The organism is Pseudomonas sp. EggHat1 (assembly GCF_014892995.1).
GTDB classification, from domain to species: domain Bacteria; phylum Pseudomonadota; class Gammaproteobacteria; order Pseudomonadales; family Pseudomonadaceae; genus Aquipseudomonas; species Aquipseudomonas chaetocerotis.
In genome coordinates, this window is record NZ_JACKQK010000008.1 from 95,307 (window position 1) to 110,539 (window position 15,233).

General features: G+C 64.4%; 16 protein-coding genes. 7 read left to right on the forward strand and 9 right to left on the reverse strand.

Annotated elements, in window-relative coordinates; all coding sequences use genetic code 11:
- Positions 1-15 precede the first annotated feature (15 nt).
- The 5 genes from INS93_RS14455 to INS93_RS14475 are packed head-to-tail and all read right to left on the reverse strand — an operon-like array spanning position 16 to position 4,251.
- On the reverse strand, positions 16-666 hold the full coding sequence (locus INS93_RS14455; protein WP_192983141.1) for a tetratricopeptide repeat protein: 651 nt from the start codon (positions 664-666) through the stop codon (positions 16-18).
- A gap of 11 nt (positions 667-677) precedes the next feature.
- On the reverse strand, positions 678-1,469 hold the full coding sequence (locus tag INS93_RS14460; protein WP_192983146.1) for an SDR family oxidoreductase: 792 nt from the start codon (positions 1,467-1,469) through the stop codon (positions 678-680).
- 4 nt (positions 1,470-1,473) lie between these two features.
- Entirely contained in the window at positions 1,474-2,133 is a 660-nt protein-coding gene (locus INS93_RS14465) for a TenA family transcriptional regulator (protein WP_192983149.1), read from the reverse strand.
- Positions 2,130-3,578: an AMP-binding protein gene (locus INS93_RS14470; RefSeq protein ID WP_192983151.1), complete on the reverse strand. Its 1,449-nt coding sequence runs from the start codon at positions 3,576-3,578 to the stop codon at positions 2,130-2,132. Before INS93_RS14470 ends, INS93_RS14465 begins: the two co-directional genes overlap by 4 nt.
- On the reverse strand, positions 3,562-4,251 hold the full coding sequence (locus INS93_RS14475; protein WP_192983154.1) for a thermostable hemolysin: 690 nt from the start codon (positions 4,249-4,251) through the stop codon (positions 3,562-3,564). The genes INS93_RS14470 and INS93_RS14475 overlap by 17 nt, the downstream gene beginning before the upstream one ends.
- Positions 4,252-4,478: 227 nt before the next feature.
- On the opposite strand from INS93_RS14475, the gene INS93_RS14480 reads away from it, so the two are divergent.
- Positions 4,479-5,525 (forward strand): PDDEXK nuclease domain-containing protein, encoded by a 1,047-nt coding sequence (locus INS93_RS14480; RefSeq protein ID WP_192983158.1) that lies wholly within the window; start codon positions 4,479-4,481, stop codon positions 5,523-5,525.
- Positions 5,526-5,591: 66 nt separating this feature from the next.
- Here INS93_RS14480 and INS93_RS14485 read toward each other — a convergent pair whose 3' ends face one another.
- Positions 5,592-5,990 (reverse strand): nuclear transport factor 2 family protein, encoded by a 399-nt coding sequence (locus INS93_RS14485; protein WP_192983160.1) that lies wholly within the window; start codon positions 5,988-5,990, stop codon positions 5,592-5,594.
- 112 nt (positions 5,991-6,102) lie between these two features.
- On the opposite strand from INS93_RS14485, the gene INS93_RS14490 reads away from it, so the two are divergent.
- Genes INS93_RS14490 through zapE form a run of 3 tightly spaced genes read left to right on the forward strand, consistent with a single transcriptional unit; the run spans position 6,103 to position 8,689 of the window.
- Positions 6,103-6,693 (forward strand): GNAT family N-acetyltransferase, encoded by a 591-nt coding sequence (locus INS93_RS14490; protein ID WP_160019707.1) that lies wholly within the window; start codon positions 6,103-6,105, stop codon positions 6,691-6,693.
- A complete protein-coding gene (locus INS93_RS14495; RefSeq protein WP_192983163.1) occupies positions 6,690-7,574 on the forward strand; it encodes a carbon-nitrogen hydrolase family protein in 885 nt (294 codons plus the stop codon). The genes INS93_RS14490 and INS93_RS14495 overlap by 4 nt, the downstream gene beginning before the upstream one ends.
- A complete protein-coding gene (gene zapE, locus INS93_RS14500; RefSeq protein WP_192983165.1) occupies positions 7,571-8,689 on the forward strand; it encodes a cell division protein ZapE in 1,119 nt (372 codons plus the stop codon). The genes INS93_RS14495 and zapE overlap by 4 nt, the downstream gene beginning before the upstream one ends.
- A gap of 1 nt (position 8,690) precedes the next feature.
- On the opposite strand, the gene INS93_RS14505 is transcribed toward zapE, so the two are convergent.
- Positions 8,691-9,239 (reverse strand): cysteine hydrolase family protein, encoded by a 549-nt coding sequence (locus tag INS93_RS14505; protein WP_192983168.1) that lies wholly within the window; start codon positions 9,237-9,239, stop codon positions 8,691-8,693.
- Positions 9,240-9,333: 94 nt separating this feature from the next.
- Between INS93_RS14505 and INS93_RS14510 the strand changes: the two genes are divergently transcribed.
- Positions 9,334-10,302, forward strand: a complete 969-nt coding sequence (locus INS93_RS14510) for a GlxA family transcriptional regulator (protein ID WP_192983171.1) — start codon at positions 9,334-9,336, stop codon at positions 10,300-10,302.
- Here the strand turns inward: INS93_RS14510 and INS93_RS14515 are convergent.
- Both INS93_RS14515 and INS93_RS14520 read right to left on the reverse strand, forming a co-directional pair.
- Positions 10,299-10,973 carry a DUF1028 domain-containing protein gene (locus INS93_RS14515; RefSeq protein ID WP_192983173.1) on the reverse strand — a complete coding sequence of 225 codons (675 nt, stop codon included), beginning with the start codon at positions 10,971-10,973 and terminating at the stop codon, positions 10,299-10,301. The two genes, INS93_RS14510 and INS93_RS14515, sit on opposite strands and share 4 nt — an antisense overlap.
- Positions 10,974-11,140: 167 nt before the next feature.
- A complete protein-coding gene (locus INS93_RS14520) occupies positions 11,141-12,664 on the reverse strand; it encodes a fumarate hydratase (protein ID WP_192983176.1) in 1,524 nt (507 codons plus the stop codon).
- 462 nt (positions 12,665-13,126) lie between these two features.
- Between INS93_RS14520 and INS93_RS14525 the strand changes: the two genes are divergently transcribed.
- A complete protein-coding gene (locus INS93_RS14525; RefSeq protein WP_160019700.1) occupies positions 13,127-14,254 on the forward strand; it encodes a sensor domain-containing diguanylate cyclase in 1,128 nt (375 codons plus the stop codon).
- A complete protein-coding gene (locus INS93_RS14530) occupies positions 14,247-15,185 on the forward strand; it encodes an iron-sulfur-binding ferredoxin reductase (RefSeq protein WP_192983179.1) in 939 nt (312 codons plus the stop codon). The genes INS93_RS14525 and INS93_RS14530 overlap by 8 nt, the downstream gene beginning before the upstream one ends.
- The last annotated feature ends 48 nt before the right edge of the window (positions 15,186-15,233 follow it).

Here is a 15,233-nt window from a genome sequence, read left to right on the forward strand (position 1 = left end):
CACTCCTGCAGAGGGTTACTGGAGTTTACCTGTCACCTGCTGCAAAAGCGCTGTGGCTTCTGCGCGGCGCCCCTGGTCGGCCAGCTCACGGCCAGGACGATCCTTGGCCGCCAGGGCCTTTTCCAGTGCGGCGCGGGCTTGCTCGTAGTGTTTCTGCCGTTGCAGGAAGTCGCCGTAGAAATAGTTCGGGTCGAGGCCGTCCGGGTTGATCGCCAGTGCCTGCTTGAGCATTTTCTCGGCCTGTTCGTCGTCGCCGAAGCCGATCGGCCAACCGGGGACCTGGTAATACAGGCTGCCGAGGCTGGTATAGGCCGAACCAGCCAGGGCTTTTGGATCGATGGCCAGCGCCTGCTCCAGGCTGGCTTTGGCCTGCTTGACCAGGCCCAGGGCGCCGAGACCACCCTTGGCACCGGCCTGGGTGCTGAGGATGATGCCGCGCCAGATCAGCAGCTCCGGCGCCCTGGGTTCGCTGGCCAGGGCCGCATCGGCTTGCGTGACGAGCTTGGCGAAGGCCGCTTCGCGCTGCTTCTGCGGCGTCTCGTAGTTGATCTCGGCCCAGCGTGTCTGCAACTGCTGCAACTGGGCCTGGCCGTTGTCACTGAGGGCGAAGGCGGGCAGGGCGGTGAAGCCGAGTGCGGCGATGATCAGGGTGCGAAATGCGTTCACGGGCAATCTCCTCAGTGCTTGTGGCGGGCGAAGCGTTGAATGATCGGCAACTGCTTGCGCAGGGCCTGGTCGACCACGCGCGGCAGCAGGCCGTTGAGGCGTACGAACAGGCGCTCGGGCCATCCCAGGTAGCGCTCTTCCTGCTCGTGGCGGATGGTTTGCAGCAATTCGGCCGCGACTTTTTCCGGATCGTCCATGGCCACGCCCAGCTCATCGTTCATCGCCACCACGCTGGGGGCGTTCATCGATGTGCGAGTGGCTCGCGGGGCAAAGTAGAGAACCCGCACGTGGGTGTCGGCAAGCTCGCGCCGCAGTGCCTCGGAGAAGCCGCGCAGGGCGAACTTGCTGGCGCAGTAGGCGGTGAAGCCGGGGTAGCCGATGGCGCCGAAGGTCGAGCCGACGTTGATTACCAGGGCACGCCGTTGTGCTCGTAGCAGTGGCAGCAGGCGCTGGGTCAGTTGCAGCGTGGCGGTGACGTTGAGGCCGATCAATTCGGCGATCTGCTGCTCGTCCTGCTGGTCGAGCAGGCCGAAGCGATTGACCCCCGCCGCGTTGATCAGGCAGTTCAGCCCACCGAAGTTCTGCGCGGCGGCGACCAGTGCATCACGCCCGCTGCGGCTGGCAATATCGGCCTGCACCAGTAGCACGTTCTGCGGGAAGCGTTGCAGAAGTGGCTGCAGGGGCTCCAGTCGGCGCCCGACCAGCAGCAGATGGGCGCCTTCGCTGGCCAGACGATGCGCCAGGGCCAGGCCGATGCCACCACTGGCGCCGGTCAGCAGGGCACGGCAATTTGTCGGCTGCATGGCCTTACTCCTCGCCAGCCAGCGGCAGGCTGCGGAACATGTCGCCATACAGGCGGTAGACGACTTTGGCAGTGTGTACCACGGCGGCCTTGTCATCGTCGTTGTCCAGTTGGTTCATCAGTTTCTTGAAGAACTCGATGTGTTCCAGATCCAGGCTGCCGTGGGAGTTGAGGTAGCTGAAGGCCTTGTTCGGCAGCTGCAGTTTGTCCTGGATGATGCCGGCGGCCTGGGTGGCCAGGGCGATGCTGGTGCCTTCGAGCACGTTGACCATGCCGAAGAAACTCACCGGGTTATGCCGGGCGATGCGGTCGTAGACATAGGCCACCATCAGTTCGGTGGCCATGTGCGGTGTGCCATGGCGCACCGCTTCCTTGTCGGCGCCGCAGGCCGCGATGTCATTGAGTATCCACTCCTGGTGGCCGGTTTCTTCCTCGATGTACTCGGCGATAGCCTCGCGCAGCCATTCCAGGCGTTCCGGCAGGCGTGCGCCACAGGCCATCAGCAACGGCACGGTGTGCTTGACGTGGTGGTAGGCCTCGGTGAGGAAGGCGATGTAGCTGTGCAGGGCGACCTGGCCGGTCATGGCCTGCTGGATGATCGGTGCACTCAGCAGGTAGTCGCGTTCGGCCTGGGTCTGGTTCAGCAGGGAATCGTAGAAAGTCATGCATGTACTCCTTCTGCCATCAGCTCATCGATGGCGGCTTGGTAATGGTTGAACAGGGTGATGCGGCGCAGGCGACCATTGGCCGTGGCCAGGTCGTTGCTCGTGCTGAACGGGGCATCGGCGCGCAGCCAGTGATGTACGCGGGCGTAGTCCGGGAGGCCGTGATTGACGGCGTCCACGGCTTCCTGCAACTGCGCGTCTGGGGTATTGGCGAAGCGCGGCACCAGCACCGCGACGTTGCCCGGCAGCGCCTCGCCGTGCAGCCAGGCCTGGGCGATGGGCAACTGCTGCACCAGTTCTGACTCCACCCATTCCGGGTTGACGTTGCGCCCGTAGGCGGTGATGAACTGATGCTTCTTGCGCCCGTGCAGCACCACAAAGCCAAACTCGAAATGACCGAGGTCACCGGTGCCCAGCCATTCGCCTTGCGGTGCCGGCTCACCCAGATAACCGAGCATGCGCGCGCCCTTGACCAGCACTTCGCCGTCGCCCGCCAGCGTCACTTGTAGATGGTCGAGCGGTTTTCCGGTGCTGCCGATGCGGCGTTGCTCGGGCGTGTTCAGGCACACCACCGAGGCGCACTCGGACAGGCCATAGCCCTCGAAGATCGGCAGACTCAACGCGTCGGCGCGCTCCAGCAACTGCGCGGAAACCCGGCCGCCACCGACGGCGACGAAACGCAGAGATTTCGGCACCGGCAACTGACGTTCGCCGGCGCTGACCAGCGCCAGCAGCAGTTGCGGCAGCAGGATCAGACTGTGCGGCTGAGCGGCGTGCAGCGCCTGGAGAAAGCGCGCCAGGTCGAAGCCGCTGGCACCGGTCAGGCCGATCTGCGCCATGGGCATCAGCTCGACCCGGACGCCGGCCAGCAGCGGCGCGTAGACGCCGGCGATGTTCTCCAGCAAGGTCGCCAGCGGCAGGATGCACAGGTGCCGCTGCACCTCGCGGCTGGCGCTGGCCTTGACCAGGCTGCCGGCCACTGCCAGTTGCGTTTTCAGGTCCAGGCACACGCCCTTGGGCTGGCCGGTGGTGCCGGAGGTGTAGGTCATCTTGCAGGTGCCCGGATGCAGCGTGGCCGGTTGCGTCACGGTGCGGCGATGAATGTCGCCCTCGACGGTGGCGAAACCGGGGGCGCTGTTGCCGATCAGGCAATCGATGCCGGCACTGTCGAGCACATGGCGCTGCTGCTCGGCAGAGAAGAACGACGGCAGCGGTACGCAGACCAGGCCCGCATGCAACGCCGCCAGATCCCACAGCACCCAGTCGATGCCGTTGTCCAGGGCCAGCGCCACACGGTGGACGCCAAGGGCGCGCAGGTGCCTGCCGCGCGCTGCGACCGCGCCGAGCAGTTCGGCATAGGTCAGCGTGCGCTCGCCTTCTGCCAGGGCGATGTGCGGGCCGAACTCGGCCAGGCGAGCGAAGAAGGATTCAGCTGCAGACCACATCGGGCATCTCCTCCGGTGCATAGAGCGGTTGATGGCCGAGGCGCGGATAGGCGCCCAGCTGCAGCAGACGCTGGTGGCCGCCATGAATGTCGCCCGCCATGAGCAGTGGGCGGCTGTCGTAGTAACTACCCCAGTCGGCCAGCTCCTTGCCCATGCACGCCGGATCGGCTTCGCCCAGGGCGATGGGGGTCAGGCCCAGGCGCTGGAAGCTGTTGAGCAGGGTTGGGGTGCCGGTGAAGGTGACCCAGTGAAAACCCAGGGCTACCAGCAGATCGGTCAGGGCGACGATCAGCAAGCGCGCGGCGCCGGGGCTGTCTGCGGCCAGGTTGCCGACTTCCACCAGCTCGCCCCGGCTGGGCTCGCTGTGGCCCAGGCGTGTGCCGATGGCAGTCTGGATCGGCTCGTTCAGGTAGCGCTCGAGAAACAGCGGGCCGCTGTTGCCGCTGCGCACGCCCACCGCGCCGAGCAACTGCCCGCTTTGATTTTCCAGGCCGAACAGGCAGGGCATGAAGTGGCGGATGCGTGCGCCGTGCTGCAACTCGAAGCGCTGGCGGATGAACCGCTCCAGGGCAACGCGGCGTGCGCTGTCGGGAGAAGCCAGGTGGAGTTCGTAACTATCGCCGCGCCCGATACGGGCCACGGGACGATCATGCTGCGCCCAGGGGAGTTCCATGCTCGGAACCTCGGTAATGAACCTGGGGGCGATTGTGGGAGGGGCTGGCTTAACGCTGTATTAAGACTTTGCAGAATGTTTCAGGCTTATGGTCTCGGCGTTGGCCATCGCAGATGAATCCGCTCACAGAGGGCTCGAACACTGGCACTTGGCCGGTTGAGTGGGTACGTTTCGGACTGAATGGGCCATCGCTGGCAGGATCAAGACCGAGCATTCAGGGAGGAAAGATGACGTCACTCAATGCTGACCCCAAGTTGCAACCTCTGCTCACCGAACTGGCTGAGCTGATCCGCCAGGCCCGGCAGCAGGCCGTGCGTGCGGTGGATACGATTCAGGTGCAAACCTGCTGGGAAATCGGCCGGCATATCGTTGAATTCGAGCAGGGTGGGCAGGCGCGTGCCGCCTACGGCAAGAATCTGTTAACGACGCTGGCCAAGGGACTGACGGCCGAGTTCGGCAAAGGTTTCGATGCAACCAATCTGCGACATATGCGGGCGTTCTTTCTGGCTTTTCCAATTCGCGACGCACTGCGTCGCGAATTGAGCTGGACGCATTATCGCACCCTGCTCAAGCTGGACAGCGACAGTGCACGGCAGTGGTACATGAACGAGGCCGCGACGCAGAACTGGAGCACCCGTGCGCTGGAGCGGCAGATCGGCACGTTGTATTACGAGCGTCTGCTGGCCAGCCAGGATCGCGCGGCGGTCGAGCAGGAGGCGGCGAGCAAGCTGCAGGCCCTGGGCAAGAGCCCGCGTGAGTTCGTGCGCGATCCGGTGCTATTGGAGTTCCTCGGCCTGCCCAATGCCGGCACCATGTTGGAAGGCGAGCTGGAGCAGGCGCTGATCGACCAGTTGCAGAGCTTTCTGCTGGAACTGGGCAAGGGTTTCGCCTTCGTCGGCCGGCAGCAGCGCATCAGCACCGAGAGCAAGGATTTCTATATCGACCTGGTGTTCTACAACTACCTGCTCAAGTGCTTCGTGATCTTCGATCTCAAGCGCGGCGAGTTGACCCATCAGGATATCGGCCAGATGGACATGTACGTGCGCATGTTCGATGACCTCAGGCGCGGCCTGGAAGACGGCCCGACCGTGGGCATCATCCTCTGTGCGCAGAAGGATGCGTCCGTGGTGCGTTATTCGGTGCTGCAGGGCAGCGAGCAACTGTTCGCCAGCAAATACAAGCTGGTGTTACCCAGTGAAGAAGAGCTACGGGCCGAGCTGGATCGGGAGCGAGCGCGGCTGGCCGAGCAACGTGGGCTGTACTGGGTTCACTGAGCTGGGAGGGGGTTGTGCATCAGGGCACCGAGCGGCTGCCAGGCCCGGCCCCGGGCCTGAGGATATTCAGCCGACCTGCGCAACCCAGTCATTGAGGTTGTAGTAGTTGCTGATGCGCGCCACCCTGCCGTGCTTGATCTCGAAGAAGGCGCCTGCCGGCAGCACGTAGGTCTGGCCGTTGGCCGGCGGCAGGCCTTCGTCGTCGGCCAGGTACTCGCCGTGCACCACGAACTCGGCAGCGGCGCGGCTGCCTTCGGCGTTCTGCATCACCACGATGTCGGTCAGGCGCTCGCGGTAGCAGCGGTTCATCTTGTCCATGAAGGCGGCGAAGGTGGCCTTGCCGACCTGACGCTCGCCCTGGTTGATGTCGTGCACCACGTCGTCGGCCAGCAGGTCGAGAAAGGCGGGCATGTCGCCGGCATTGAAGGCGGCGTAGTAGGCCTGAACCAGTTCGGTGGCGGTCATGGCTAAGTTCCTTGCGGTGCGTGGTTAGTGGTTTGCCGGTGGGCATGATAAGTTCGCCGCTTCCCGCCGGCATAGCCGTCGGCGTCACCCTGCTGTTGGCCAACGACTGCGCATGGACATTCAGTTGCTCCACGGGGCCGAGATTGCGCCCCATATCGACGATCTGGCGCGCCTGCGTATCCAGGTGTTCCGCGAGTTTCCCTATCTCTACGCTGGCGACCTCGACTACGAGGCCGAGTACCTGGCTACCTACGTGCGCAGTGCCGATAGCCTGTGCGTGCTGGTCGTCGACGCCGGTCAGGTGGTAGGCGCTTGCACGGCGTTGCCGCTGCAGGACGAAACCGAGGCGTTTCAGCAGCCGTTCATTGCTGCGGGCTGGGACTCGGCGCGGATCTTCTACTGCGCCGAGTCGGTGGTCTTGCCGGCCTGGCGCGGGCGCGGTCTGGGCGTGCGCTTCTTCGCCGAGCGCGAGGCCCATGCACGCAAGCTGGGGCGTTTCGACTGGTGCGCCTTCTGCGCCGTGCAGCGCCCCGTCGATCACCCGCGACGGCCTGCCGACTACCAGCCGCTTGACGCCTTCTGGATCAGGCGCGGCTACCGCCATCACCCCGAATTGCACACCCATTACCACTGGCGTGACCTGGACGAAGCCGAAGAGTCGGCCAAGCCCATGTCGTTCTGGTTGAAGGAACTCACCTCATGATCAAGGTTGCCGCCTGCCAGTACCACATCGATCTGCTGCCCACCTGGGATGCCTACGTCGAGCACCTCACCACACTCTGCGAAGAGGCTGCCGGGCAGGGCGCTGAACTGTTGTTGCTGCCGGAGTACGCCGGGTTGGTGCTGACCGGGCAGTTACCGGAAGAAGAGCGCGGCGACCTGCATGGTTCCATCGCCGGCATCCAGCCGCTGCTGCCACGCTGGCTGGAGCTGTGCGAGCACCTGGCGCGGCGGTTGAATCTCTACCTGCAGCCCGGCTCGATGGCGGTGCTCGATGACGACGGCATCTACCGCAATCGCGCCTGGCTGTTCGGCCCGGATGGCTGCCTGGGTACCCAGGACAAACTGATCATGACCCGCTTCGAGCTCGAACAGTGGCACATCGCGGCGGGCAGCGGCCTCAAGGTGTTCGACACGGCACTGGGCAAGCTCGGCATTTTGATCTGCTATGACAACGAATTTCCGTTGCTGGCGCATACCCTGGCCGAGGCGGGTGTCGATCTGATCCTGGCGCCCAGTTGCACCGATACCGTGGCCGGCTTTCATCGCGTGCGCATCGGCGCCCAGGCTCGCGCGCTGGAGAACCAGATCGCCGTGCTGCACTCGCCTACCGTCGGCCTGGCGCCCTGGTCGCCCTCGTTGGACGAGGGCTATGGCCGAGCCTCGCTGTACGTGCCATCGGACTACGGCATGCCGGCTAGCGGCATCGTCGCCGAGAGCGAGGAGCTGTGCCCCACGCGCAGCCACTGGCTGATCTGCGAGCTGGATCTGGATGAGGTGCGCCGCGTGCGCGAGCAGGGCCAGGTGTTCACCCGTCGCGACTGGCCACGACAGTTCGATGACGGCCGGTTGGTGCTGCGTTGAACGCGCCGCAGGCCCTGCCGGATTCACCTCGTGCTGCCTACGCGCGTGCGCTTTCAGCCGGCTTCGTGGTCGATGCTGCACAACGCCGCGCGGTCGAGGCGCTGCAGCAGTGCTTCGAGGTCGCGCAACGCGGCGAACGGCCGCTCGGCGTTTATCTCTGGGGGCCGGTCGGGCGTGGCAAGACCTGGCTGATGGACAGCTTTTATAACGCCCTGCGAGTGCCGGCGCGGCGGCAGCATTTTCATCATTTCATGCAATGGGTGCATCGCCGGCAGTTCCAGCTGACCGGCAATGCCGATCCGCTACGACTTTTAGCCGAGGAGCTGGGACGCGAGGTGCGTGTGCTCTGTTTCGACGAGCTGTTCGTCAGCGATATCGGCGATGCCATGCTGCTGGGCCGCCTGCTCAGCCTGGTGGTGGAGCAGGGCGTGGTGCTGGTGGCCACCTCCAACCAGCCGCCGGATCAGCTGTATGCCGAGGGCTACAACCGCGAGCGCTTCCTGCCCGCCATCGCTGCGCTCAAGATGCATATGCAGGTCATTGCCGTGGACGGCGAACAGGATCATCGCCTGCATCCCGGTGCCGAGGTTCAACGCTATTGGGTGCAGCAGCCACAGGCGCTGGGCGAGCTGTTCGCCCGCTTGAGCGATGGGCAGGTCATCAGCCGTGAACCGCTGCAGCTGGCCCATCGCAGCCTGGTGAGCCTCGGTCACTGCCCTGCGGCACTGTGGTGTCGTTTTCACGATCTGTGCGAGCAGCCACTGGCGGCGGTGGATTTCATCGAAYTGTGCGAGCGCTTCCCGGCCATCCTGCTCGGCGAGGTGCCATGCCTGGGTGGTGAGCAGCGTGAAGGACGCATCGCCCGTGGCACCGAGGATGGCGCCGAACGGGTCGATGCCGGGGATCGGCAGTTGCCGGCGCTGTCGCGCAACGACGATGCGGTACGGCGCTTCATTGCCCTGGTCGACGAGTGCTACGACCGCCGCGTGCCGCTGTATATCGAGGCCGAGGTGGCGCTGGATGAACTCTACACCCAGGGTTATCTCGGCTTCGCCTTCCGGCGCACGCTAAGCCGCCTGCGCGAGATGCAACTGCAGCGTTTCGGGGCAAGCTGACTCAGCCCGCCAGATACTGCTCGGTCGAAACCACGCTCGCATAGGCGAAAGCAAGGGCGGCCATGTACGCAGCATGCACCTGGGCGGCCGCAATCGATTGGCCCTCGAACGACTGGTCGCGCGTCGCGCAGGCATCGTGAATGACGGTGGTGGCGTAGCCAAAGTCGCTGCTGGCGCGTGCTGCGGCATCGATGCACATATGGCTCATGGCGCCGACCAGGGTTACTTGTTCGATGTCTGCGTCGTCCAGTTGGGCCTTGAGGTCGGTGTCGAGAAAGGCATTGACCTGATGCTTGAGCACCACCGCTTCGCCTGCCAGGGGTTGCACCAGCGTATGGATGCGCGCGCCTGTGCTGCCGGGGGCGAAGAAGGGCGCGTTATCGCTCCCGAACTCATGGCGTACATGGATCACTTTGTCGCCCTTCTTGCGTGCTGCCGACATTACGCGAGCGGCATTGGCGGTGGCACTGTCCATGCCCTCGAGCGTCCATTTGCCGCCTTCGAAATAGTCATTCTGGATATCGATCAGGATCAGGGCGCGCTTGCTCATGGTGTTCTCCGTGGGATGATGTGCCGCACACCTTATCGCCTCGGCGCGTTTGCTAGGATGGGCAGGGCCGACAATCTGCGGGGAAAAACTGACAATGAGCGAGCGCTGTCTGGAGATCGGATTATTGCTCTACCCCGGTGCGCAGCTCGCTGCGGTGCATGGGTTGGGGGATCTGTTCAGCGTGGCGAACAGGATGGCGACGGGGCAGGAACGTCAGGCAGTGCCTCGGCTGCGGGTCAGTCACTGGCAGGCCGATGAGGCGGGGTGCGTGCGTCGTGTGTTCGATAGCCTGCCACAGGGTGAGGAGGCGCCGCAGGTGGTGATTTTGCCGCCTTGTCTGGATGGCGATGCCACGCAGCCGCTCGCCGCGTGTTATCGCGACTGGCTGCGTGAGCAGCATGGCGCGGGTGTATTGCTGGCGTCGGTCTGCGTCGGTGCTTTCGCGTTGGCCGAAGCCGGGTTGCTCGATGGTCGAACGGTAACCACCCACTGGTCGCTGGCTGCTCAGATGGCGGCTCGTTTCCCCCTCGTCCGGGTACTTCCCGAGCGTATGGTCATCGACGATGGTGATCTGATCACCGCCGGGGGCCTGATGGCCTGGACCGATCTTGGCCTGGCGCTGGTGACGCGGCTGATGGGGCCGACCATTGCGGCGGAGACCGCGCGCTTTCTGGTGATCGATCTGAATCGGGAGTCGCAGCGGCATTTCAGCAGTTTTGCGCCCAGTCTCGATCATGGCGATGCCGCAGTGCTTGCCGTTCAGCGCTGGCTTCAGGTGGCGGCGGACGCGAGCCTGGCCGACATGGCCGCTTGGGCTGGTTTGGGTGAGCGTACTTTCCTGCGCCGTTTTCGCGCTGCCACGGGCATGAAACCGACCGAGTATTGCCAGCAGCTGCGCGTGAGCAAGGCGCGCGAGCTACTCGAGTTCACTCGCCAGAGCATCGAGCAGGTCGCCTGGCAGGTGGGATACAGCGACAGTGGTGCGTTTCGCAAAGTGTTCATACGCCTGGTGGGGGTGTCGCCTGGCGATTATCGGCGGCGCTTCGGTGCGGCGGCGCGCTAGACCGAGTCCTCCGCCGCCAGGCCTGCCGGATTGTCGCGTGTGGGCATGGCGAGGATCTCCGGCAGTACGTCGCGGGCGAACACCTTGTGCAGACGGCGCAGCTCGGCCAGCGGGTCGAGGTGATGGTCGACGCGGATGTCCCACAGTGGATACTCCTCCTGATCGACCACGTAGATCACGGCGGACGACTCGCCATGGCGGTCGCCGCCGCATCGATCGCCGGCGGCCAGCGCTTCGATCAGGCGTTCGATCAGCGCGCGTTTCTCGGTGCGGCGAAATGCTTCGGCCACTGCGTCCAGCACCTGCGGGCCGACCAGGCGATTGCCCTGTACGCAGAACTGTTCGCCGACCAGCGAGCCGGCCCAGGGAATGCATTTCTCTCCGGTCCAGCAGACGCTGTCGCCCTGGGCGTCGATCAGCGCGCACTGGCGCAGTTCCATGCAGGGATCAGTGACTTTGAGTCGCTGCAGCGCTTCGTTCGCCGATAAACCCTGACGCAGCAGTTGCAGGCCATCCAGGCCGAGATAGGGATTGACCTGTGCCTGGGTCGCCACTGCTCCTGCACCGGCGGCGGCGTGGCTGAGCAGCTTGCCGACGGCAGGCATCGCAGTGGCGGCGGCGACGCCGAACTGGCCACTGCGGGGGCAGCGGGCAACGATGGAAAAGGTCATGGCACCTCCTTGACGATTTCCGTGTTAGGCCGCGTATGGGCGGGTATCGTTCCGCTTGGCTGATCCATGCCGGCAGCTCCGGTTCAATGTCAGCGCCCGGAAACGCAGAAGCCCGGCACTTGGCCGGGCTTCTTCTTGCAGCTTGAAGCTTGTCGCTTGCGGCTGCCTTACTTCACTTCCACCGCCAGGCTTTCGGCGATCTTCTTGTTCCAGATCGCAGGGCCGGTGATGTGTACCGACTCACCGTTGGTGTCGACCGCGACGGTCACCGGCATGTCTTTCACTTCGAACTCGTAAATGGCTTCCATACCGAGTTCTTCGAAGGCCAGGACCTTGGACTTCTTGATCGCCTGAGCCACCAGGTAGGCAGCGCCGCCGACGGCCATCAGGTACACGGCCTTGTTGTCCCTGATCGCGTCGATGGCGATCGGGCCGCGCTCGGACTTGCCGATCATGCCCAAGAGGCCGGTCTGCTCGAGGATCTGACGGGTGAACTTGTCCATGCGGGTAGCGGTGGTCGGGCCAGCCGGGCCAACCACTTCGTCACCGACCGGATCGACCGGGCCGACGTARTAGATGAAGCGACCCTTGAGGTCCACCGGCAGTTGCTCGCCCTTGTTGAGCATGTCGACCATGCGTTTGTGCGCAGCGTCGCGGCCGGTGAGCATCTTGCCGTTGAGCAGGACGGTCTCGCCCGGCTTCCAGCTCTGCACGTCTTCCGGGGTCAGGGTGTCGAGGTTGACGCGACGTGCGCTCGGGCCGGCTTCCCAGACGATTTCCGGGTAGGCGTCCAGATCCGGCGCTTCCAGTTCGGCAGGTCCCGAGCCGTCGAGCACGAAGTGGGCGTGACGGGTGGCGGCGCAGTTGGGGATCATGCACACCGGCAGCGAAGCCGCGTGGGTCGGGTAATCCATGATCTTCACGTCGAGCACGGTGGTCAGGCCGCCCAGACCCTGGGCGCCGATGCCCAGCTGGTTGACCTTCTCGAACAGCTCCAGACGCAGCTCTTCGATGCGGTTCTGTGGGCCACGGGCCTGCAGCTCGTGGATGTCGATGTGCTCCATGAGCACTTCCTTGGCCATCACTGCCGCTTTTTCGGCAGTACCGCCGATGCCGATGCCGAGCATGCCTGGCGGGCACCAGCCGGCGCCCATGGTCGGCACGGTCTTCAGCACCCAGTCGACGATGGAGTCGGACGGGTTGAGCATGGCCATTTTCGATTTGTTCTCGGAGCCGCCGCCCTTGGCTGCGACGTCCACTTCCACCTTGTCACCGGGAACGATGGAGTAGTGGATCACCGCCGGGGTGTTGTCCTTGGTGTTCTTGCGGGCACCGGCCGGGTCGGCCAGGATCGAGGCGCGCAGCACGTTTTCCGGCAGGTTGTAGGCGCGACGCACGCCCTCGTTGATCATGTCGTCGACGCTCATGGTGGCGCCGTCCCAGCGCACGTCCATGCCGACCTTGATGAACACGGTGACGATGCCGGTGTCCTGGCAGATCGGGCGGTGGCCGGTGGCACACATGCGCGAGTTGATCAGGATCTGCGCCATGGAGTCCTTGGCGGCCGGCGACTCTTCCTTCAGGTAGGCCTCGTGCATCGCCTGGATGAAGTCGACGGGGTGGTAATAGGAGATGAACTGCAGTGCGTCGGCGACGCTCTGAATCAGGTCGTCCTGCTTGATCACGGTCATTGGGGCGCTCCTCTATCAGGGAACATCAACAAGGAAGCGCCGGACAACGACCCGGCGCAACGGCGGAAGGGCAGCTCTGGAAACCACCTTGGCGATATCTACAGAGCCGCCCAAAAAGGCGCGGCAGTATACCGCACCCGCTCGCGTCGGGCACAGCAGCCGAAGGTCGATGGCAAGTGCAGTGGGCGGTTATCGGGCGCCGGCAAAGCGACCTCGGCTGTCCCTCTAGCTCCTGCATCCATGCAGTCGTGCATCGCCATCGTCACGTTGAAACAGGCGGAACGCCAGCCTGGTCGAATGCTCATTTGCAGCTAGTAACGTCGGGCGCGACTGCGATCGTTTTCGCCTGTTCTTTCCCGCGCTGACTGGCTCGCCTGATTTTCAGCGGTTTCCTACTGCGGCCTAGGTTTTTTGTGATCACAAGGGTAGAGTACGGCCAGATGCCAGTATGGGATGGAGCCCATGAGCTCAACGACTCGCCGGGGAACGCAACGCAGCCTGCAGAGCCTCCTGCTCAAACGCTTCGCCATGGCCTTCGCTACCTACGCGATGATGGCGCTCGTCTGCTGGTTCGCCGTGTTCAATGGTCTTTTTCTCGGCTCCCTCAGTACTGCCGCCTGGTTGACACTGGGCGTGTTCGGCAGCCAATTGGTATTTCTGTGGCTGTTTCTCTCCGGGCGCAACCTGCGTTGTGACGATCCCAGCCTGACCGAAGCCCAGGTGTTGGTGGCGCTAGCCTGGCAGCCACCGGTGCTGGCGCTGTTCGACAGTGCGCGCGGCGTGATGATGGTCTTCTATGTACTGATCCTGCTGTTTGGCGTGTTCCAGTTGCCGCCGCGGGTGTTCGTGCGTTGCGCCGCCTTTGCCTTCTTCGGCTTCACTGCCATGGTGCTGATCGAGGCCTATCGCATGCAGTTGGTGGACCCGGGCATGGCCTGGCTGCAGGTGTGGGTGCTGTTCATTCTGCTGGTCTGGCTGTGTCTTTTCTCCAGCTACGTGCAGGCCATGCGCAAACGCATGCGCCAACGCCGCTTCGCCTTGCAGGCGCATCAGGACACCTTGCGCGGGATGATGCGCCAGCTCGAGGATCTGGTCGCCACCGACGAACTCACCGGGCTGTTCAACCGTCGCCATTTCCTGCGTCTGGCCACCCGCGAACTGGAACATCTGGACCACGGGCGGCATCACGGTCTGGCGTTGATCGACCTGGACCATTTCAAACGAATCAACGATGCTCATGGCCATGCTGCCGGTGACCGGGTGCTACAAACCTTCGCCGCAGTTGCCCGTGCCTGTCTGCGTGACGGCGACATCATTGCCCGCTACGGCGGTGAGGAATTCGTCCTGCTATTGCCCAATACCGATGCCGACCAGTTCACCGCCTGCTGCGAGCGCCTGCGCGAAGCCTTCGCCAGGGCCGAGCCGTTGGGCGTGAAGGTCGACAATCTCAGCCTGTCCGCCGGCATGACGCTGCTGGTCGCCGGTGACGATCTCGATGAAGCCCTGCAGCGTGCCGATCAGGCGCTTTACCAGGCCAAGCGCGGCGGACGTAATCGTTGCGATGCCAGCTGGGAGAATGCGGGTGCCTGAACTGCGTGTGGGTGACCTGCAGTTGCAGGTCGTCCAACAAACCAACTTGCTCGATGCGTTGCTCGGAGGCGGTGTAGCGGTGCCTTACAGCTGCCGCGCCGGCAGTTGTCACGCCTGTCTGGTGCGCTGCGTAGCCGGTGAGCCTCTGGATCGTCAGCCCGAGGCACTGGCGGCCGACAAGCGTGCCGAGGGCTGGCGCCTGGCTTGTCAGTGCCAGGTGATCGACGACCTGCAGGTCGAACCCTTCGACCCGCAGCGTGATGGCCTGGCGGCCAGGGTGGTCGCTCTGGACTGGCCCAGCCCGCAGGTTTTACGTCTGCGCTTGCAGCCGGCCAGATCGTTGCGCTATTGCCCCGGCCAGCATCTGCTGCTGTGGAATGAACAAGGCGTTGCCCGGCCCTATTCACTGGCCAGTGTGCCAGGCGAGGACGACTGCCTGGAGTTTCACATCGATTGTCGCCTGCCCGGTGCATTCTGCGATGCAGCGCGGCGCCTGCAGGTTGGCGACGCGCTGCGCCTCGGTGAGCTGCGCGGTGGCGCCCTGCATTACGACGTCGATTGGCAGGCGCGACCACTCTGGCTGATGGCTGCCGGTACCGGTCTTGCGCCGCTCTACGGGGTGTTGCGTGAAGCGTTGCGTCAGGAGCACCAAGGCGCCATCCGCCTGCTGCACGTGGCGCATGAGTCGGTCGAGCACTATCTGGCGAGCGAGCTTCAGGCGCTGGCGGCGCAACACGCCAACCTGCAGGTGGAGCTGATAACGGCGGCGCAGTTGCCGGCTGCTTTGGCCGAACTGCGCCTTGTTTCACGGCAGACCCTCGCCTTACTCTGCGGCCGTCCTTCTACGGTCGACAGCTTTGCGCGGCGCCTCTACATGGCCGGCTTGCCGCGCAGCCAGATGCTCGCCGACGTTTTCCTTCCCCGCGCGTAGGGTGCGCCGTGCGCACCGGCCCGGCTGCCCAGGCGTGTGGTGCGCACG